The organism is Phyllobacterium sp., from assembly GCF_037994405.1.
Classification (GTDB): domain Bacteria; phylum Pseudomonadota; class Alphaproteobacteria; order Rhizobiales; family Rhizobiaceae; genus Phyllobacterium.
On record NZ_JBBNAN010000423.1, the window covers coordinates 1 to 5,569 of the forward strand.

Here is a 5,569-nt window from a genome sequence, read left to right on the forward strand (position 1 = left end):
TGGCCCCGTATTGACTACAGCGACTGTTGCCGGATGACGCCCTGATTATATCGGAAGAGCAAAGGCGGAGGGAGAACCGCTACTACCGTAACGACAGAGGGAGGAAGCGATGACCTGGTCTATTAGAGCACATCCATTGATCGATGAATCGATTGTGAAGTGACAGCATGATGTTTGTCTGATTCAAGGTCTCCAATGATGGAGGGCTTTGATGGGACGGGCATTGAGCGGTGATCTACGGGTTCGCGTTTTGAAGGCATCGAGCGAGGGCTTGTCGGCGCGTCGTGCGGCGTCCCGGTTCGGTGTGGCGGCTTCGACGGCGATCCGCTGGATCGCGCGAGCGAGCGAGGGCGAGTTGGAAGCGCGGGCGACGGGACGGCGGCGCGGCTCAAGCCTGGATGCCCATGAAGGTTTCATCGTTGGCATGATCGAGAAGCGAAAGGATATCACGCTCAACGAGATGGTCACGCGCCTGGTGGACGAGCACGGCGTGCGGATTGGCCGGAGTGCGCTGAACAATTGGCTGCGCGGGCGCGGCTTCACGTACAAAAAAAGACCGCACATGCATTGGAGCAGGAGCGAGCCGACCTTCTGAAACGGCGTCAGGACTGGTTTGATGGGCAGCTCGATCTCGATCCCGCCAAGCTGGTTTTTATCGATGAGACTGGCCTTTCCACGAAGATGGCTCGACTGCGCGGCCGATCCCTATGCGGAGAACGCTGCCGGTCGGCCGTTCCCCACGGACACTGGAAAACCACGACCTTTACAGGCGCGCTCAGGCTTTCCGGCATGACGGCACCGATGGTCCTCGACGGCCCGATGAACGGTGCGGCATTCTTGGCCTACATCGAACAGGTCCTCGCGCCGACGCTCAGTTTGGGTGATACTGTTATCATGGATAACCTGCCTGCTCACAAAGCCGATGGTGTCCGCCAGGCTATCGAAGCTGCTGGCGGCAAGCTGCTCTATCTGCCGCCCTACAGTCCCGATTTCAATCCCATCGAGATGGCATTCTCAAAACTCAAGGCCATCATGCGCGCAAAGGCCGAACGCACCATCGACGCCCTATGGGAGGCTGTCGGCAAGGCTATTGCGCTCTTCAAACCGCAGGAATGTGCAAACTACTTCGCGGCATGCGGATATGATCCATGATAAAGTGGACGTGCTCTAATTCCAAAAATCCAACAGAAATCGGGAATCCATCAACCGTCAGGCGCATAACCTGAAGGGTGAGTAGGCAAAGCCGGTCAGTCAGTCCAGTGGACTTACTTAAGACGTACCCCTGCGGTGAAGTGCGGTGAAGCTTGCAATTACCCATAAGTGGCTGACTCATTTACGGAAAGTTTTCGCTGAAATCTTGAATCGAAAGAATCACTTGTGATTCTGTTTCGAGCACCTGATTCGTTTAAGGCGGTGCTTGATGTCAGTTCGAGACGATGTGATGGTCGATAATGAGGGCCATTGGAGCAAGCAGGCAATAGACGTAAGGTCGTTCAAGGATGCGCGTCTTGGCCGACGCTGCACGGAGCTTTTGCGACAGCTTGGAGAGCATATGGGCGGATCTATTCCTTTCGCCTCCCAGGACTGGGCCAACACAAAAGCGGCGTATCGGTTTTTCTCCAACCCGAATGTTGAGGAGGGTGATATCCTCAACGGCCATTTCGCCGCGACAGCTCAATGCTACGACGCTTCCAGTGGTCCGATTTTGGTTTTGCAAGATACGACCGAGTTTACCTATCAGCGCCGCAATCCCCGACCCACCACCAGGAAACACAGTCGCCTGGCGGGGCCTCAGGCGGCTGACCAATATTCGCCTCGGAACCGAAATCGCCGGGACGCTTAAATGTGGGTAATTGCAAGCCTCACCGGATGCGTACCTTAAGACCCGACGGGCAAACCTGTCCCCGCAACCAAACTTTCCCCTCAAAACCAGTTTCTCATGCACCAATCCGCCAAAAAAACCCCGCCAAAAGCGGGGTTTTTGCGTTTTGGGGCTTCAATAAAACGTCCCGAGTTCAATCGAACTTCACAGCGGTCGTATTGGCGCCGCAGACGAGGACAGCCACGCGCTCATTCGGCCCGGGCGCATATCGTCCGGACAGCAGTGCGGCGAGAGCCGCAGCGCCACCAGGCTCGGCCACGATACGCACCTTGTCCCAGAGCGCATGTTGTGCCGCTCGGATATCATCGTCGGCAACCAGCACCGAGCGCTCGACGAAGGCCTGGGCGACCGGAAACATCAACTCGCCCACGCGCTTCGGCGCCAGCGAATCGGCGGCAATGCCTTCCGCCGGCGCATCCACCGGTTCTCCGGCTGCCAAAGCGAGGTGCAAGGTCGGCGAGCCCTCCGGTTCGACGGCGACGATCTTCACCCTCCCGCGGAACCATGCAGCGATGCCGCCAATCAGGCCGCCGCCGCCAACCGCCACCAGGAGTGTCGTGATATCCGGCAGATCGGCTTCGATCTCCGCGCCAAGCGTTCCCTGGCCCAGCAAGGTTTCGGGCTGATCGAAGGCGTGAATGGCAAGGGCGCCGCTTGCTTCGGCGAATCGTTCGCTCGCCCCCAGCGCATCGGCATAACGCTCACCGCCGATGACCAGATTGGCACCGTAGCCGCGAATGCGTTCGGCCTTGGCGGGTGAGGTGACGCTTGGCACGAAGATCGAGGCGGGCACGCCCAGCCGCATGGCGGCATAGGCAACCGCCGCACCATGATTGCCGCCGGAAGCAGCCACGACGCCGGCTTCCGGCACTGGCCGGGTCAAAAGATTGGTGAAGGCGCCGCGCGCCTTGAATGACCCCGAATGCTGCAGGCATTCGAGCTTCAGATCCACGGGTCTGGCCGCAAGGCCGAAATCGGCCATATCGACGCGCAGCACCGGCGTGTGACGGATATGCGGGCGGATCAGCCGTTCGATCCCGGCGATGCGTTCAGGCGTAATCTCACGAGACATGGGGGAACTCGGGTGTTGAGGAACTGGGCAAGCTTAGTTCCTGCGACGCGCCAAAGGCAAGCGGCGATCGCATGACGGCATTTTGAAAGCGCCGCGTTGACAGGTCAAAAAACTTCTGCTTATCTGAATTCACAAATGAGCAAGATTTGCACTTTTATTGTTTTGCCGAAATCTGAGTCGTTGGGGAGGAAAACCATGCTCAATCGCCGTCGCTTTCTGTCGAAATTTGCCTTTGCCGTATCTGCGCTATCGCTCGCCGCAGGCTTCGGCGTGTCCACGCCTGCCGCTAATGCCGAGGGCTTGAAGATCGGCTTCAGTCAGGTGACGTTGCAGTCGCCATTCTATGTGCAGCTGAAGACGGGCGCCGAAGTTGCCGCCAAGGCGGGTGGTGACTCGCTCGTGTTCCTTGATGCTAATGGCGATGTCAGCAAGCAGAACAACGACATACAGGATCTGATCACGCAGGGCGTCAACGCGCTGATCATCAATCCGGTCAATCCCGACGCGGTCGTTCCATCGCTCGAGGCCGCCATTGCCGCCGGCATTCCGGTCATTACCGTCGACCGCAGCGTCAACGGCAAGGGCGTCACAGCCCATGTCGGCCGCGACAACAAGAAGATGGGCCAAATGGTTGGCGAAGCCGTGGTGGCGCGGTTGAGAGCCGACGGCATCGAAAAGGCCAAGATCATCGAAATTCAGGGCGATGCCGGCGGTGCCGTGATGATGGATCGCCGCGATGGTTTCCATGCCGCGCTCGAAGGCTCAGGTCACACCGTCGTCGAGGGTCCCTATGCGGAATATATCCGTGCCAATGCCGTCACCGCCATGCAGGATCTGCTCCAGGCCAATCCGGATGTGAAGGTCGTCTATGCGCATAATGACGATATGGCGCTCGGCGCACTACAGGTTCTGAAGGAAAACAGCCGCAACGACGTGCTCGTTGCCGGTGTCGACGGCCTGTCGGAAGCGCTGAACATCATTGCGGAAGGCGGCAACTACATCGCCTCCACGCTCAACGATCCGAAATATCTCGGCGATGTGACGATCCAGGTCGCGCGCGAAGCGGCCGCCAAGAAGGAAGTGGCAAAGTTCGTCGATGCAGGATCCACCTTGGTCACCTCGAAGAACGTCGCCGATTTCCCGCGTGAAGGATTGTTCGCCGAATATCGTCCGCAAGTTCTCGACCAGTAATCCTCCCGAGCCTGCGGGGCAGGGCACATCCTGCCCCGCAGTTTCTTTGCTTTATCCATCCAGGGATTCTTTAATGCGTGCAGCAGTGCTTTATGCCCCCGGCGATATTCGCCTCGAAGATGTTCCGGTTCCGGAATTGGCCCCCGGCCACGTCCTTTTGCGTGTCGCCTCGGTCGGTGTTTGCGGGTCAGACATGCCGCGCATGCTGATCAAGGGTGCCTACAAGATGCCGCTTATTTGCGGCCATGAGTTTTCCGGTCACATCACCGGGATCGGCGACGGTGTTGAAGGTTTCGAGGTCGGTGAGCTGGTCGCCGTTCCGCCCATGCTCCCTTGCTTCAAGTGCGACCAGTGCCAGAAGGGTCAGTTTTCGCGCTGCCGGGACTATGATTATTTCGGGTCACGGCGGGATGGCGCCTATGCGGAATATGTTTGCGTCCCGGTTTCCAACCTGCTGAAGACGCCGGAAGGCATTGATCCGCGTGCGGTCGCCATGACGGACCCGGCTTCGATTGCGCTCCATGCGATCTGGAAGGCCGGCGGTATCGGGATGGGCCAGCGCGGCGGTGTCAGCGGCTGCGGACCGATCGGGCTCTTCGCCATCCAGTGGATGAGATTGATGGGTGCCAGCGAAGTTGTCGCCGTGGATGTCTCCGAAGAGAAGCTGGCGATGGCGCGGCGCGCGGGCGCGAAACACACTTTCCTTGCGGGCGGTGATATCCCGTCGCATCTGCTTTGTGACACGATCATCGAAGCCGCCGGCCATCCCTCGTCGATCAACACGGCGGTGACGATGGCTGCGCCCAGCGGCCATGTCGTCTTCATCGGCATTCCGGTTGCCGAAGTCATGCTCGAAAACAAGACCTTCCAGCATTTTCTCAGGCAGGAAATCTCGCTGCACGGATCGTGGAATTCGTTCGGCGCGCCCTATCCGGGGCCGCAATGGACGGTGACGTTGGAGAAGCTGGGCTCGGGAGAGCTTGAATGGGAGTTCATGATCACCCATGATCTCGATCTTGCCGAACTGCCCGGCATGTTCGAGAAATTTCAGACCGACAGGTCGATGTTCTTTTCGAAAGTGATGTTCCGCCCCTAATGGCGGGACGGGAGGATTTTTAAGGAATGACACTTGTCCTGAACTTCGATCTTGGCACGGGAGGTGTCAGGGCTGGAGTCTACGATGTGGAGCGCAGGATGATGCTCTCCCAGTCGGAAGCCAGCTATGCCACCACCTATCCGCGCGCCGGCTGGGCAGAACAGCAACCGGAAGCGTGGTGGAACGCTGTTGTCGTCGCCGGGCGCAACGCTGTTGCGCAATGCGGATCAAGCGGGATCGCCGCTGTCTGCGTGGCGACGACGGCGTCTTCCGTGGTGATTTGCAACGCGCGGAGCGAGCCGCTCTATCCGGCGATCCTGTGGATGGA

General features: G+C 59.0%; 6 protein-coding genes. 5 read left to right on the top strand and 1 reads right to left on the bottom strand.

The window, feature by feature from the left end; translation table 11 throughout:
* Positions 1-211 precede the first annotated feature (211 nt).
* Positions 212-1,152 (top strand): IS630 family transposase gene (locus AAAC48_RS23050; RefSeq protein WP_340656428.1). Its coding sequence is split into 2 segments (ribosomal slippage): positions 212-548 and positions 548-1,152, totalling 942 coding nucleotides; the frame shifts between segments, so codons are not numbered across the junction.
* 289 nt (positions 1,153-1,441) lie between these two features.
* Entirely contained in the window at positions 1,442-1,843 is a 402-nt protein-coding gene (locus AAAC48_RS23055; protein WP_340656429.1) for a transposase DNA-binding-containing protein, read from the top strand.
* Positions 1,844-2,015: 172 nt separating this feature from the next.
* Here the strand turns inward: AAAC48_RS23055 and AAAC48_RS23060 are convergent, their stop codons facing one another.
* A complete protein-coding gene (locus AAAC48_RS23060; protein WP_340656430.1) occupies positions 2,016-2,954 on the bottom strand; it encodes a threonine/serine dehydratase in 939 nt (312 codons plus the stop codon).
* Between the two features lie 195 nt (positions 2,955-3,149).
* Here AAAC48_RS23060 and AAAC48_RS23065 point away from each other — a divergent pair, with 195 nt between their 5' ends.
* From AAAC48_RS23065 to AAAC48_RS23075, 3 genes are all read left to right on the top strand, one after another.
* On the top strand, positions 3,150-4,145 hold the full coding sequence (locus AAAC48_RS23065) for a substrate-binding domain-containing protein (RefSeq protein WP_340656431.1): 996 nt from the start codon (positions 3,150-3,152) through the stop codon (positions 4,143-4,145).
* A 73-nt stretch (positions 4,146-4,218) separates the two neighbouring features.
* Positions 4,219-5,241, top strand: coding sequence for a galactitol-1-phosphate 5-dehydrogenase (locus AAAC48_RS23070; protein WP_340656432.1), 1,023 nt, complete (start codon positions 4,219-4,221; stop codon positions 5,239-5,241).
* A 26-nt stretch (positions 5,242-5,267) separates the two neighbouring features.
* Positions 5,268-5,569: FGGY family carbohydrate kinase (locus AAAC48_RS23075; RefSeq protein ID WP_340656433.1), on the top strand; the 302-nt coding region annotated here is incomplete at its 3' end.

Excerpts from the sequence above, each read along its gene's own strand:
- AAAC48_RS23070 (WP_340656432.1), top strand. The coding sequence starts at position 4,219 with ATGCGTGCAGCAGTGCTTTATGCCCCCGGCGATATTCGCCTCGAAGAT.
- AAAC48_RS23055 (WP_340656429.1), top strand. The coding sequence starts at position 1,442 with ATGGTCGATAATGAGGGCCATTGGAGCAAGCAGGCAATAGACGTAAGG.
- AAAC48_RS23060 (WP_340656430.1), bottom strand. The coding sequence starts at position 2,954 with ATGTCTCGTGAGATTACGCCTGAACGCATCGCCGGGATCGAACGGCTG.
- AAAC48_RS23065 (WP_340656431.1), top strand. The coding sequence starts at position 3,150 with ATGCTCAATCGCCGTCGCTTTCTGTCGAAATTTGCCTTTGCCGTATCT.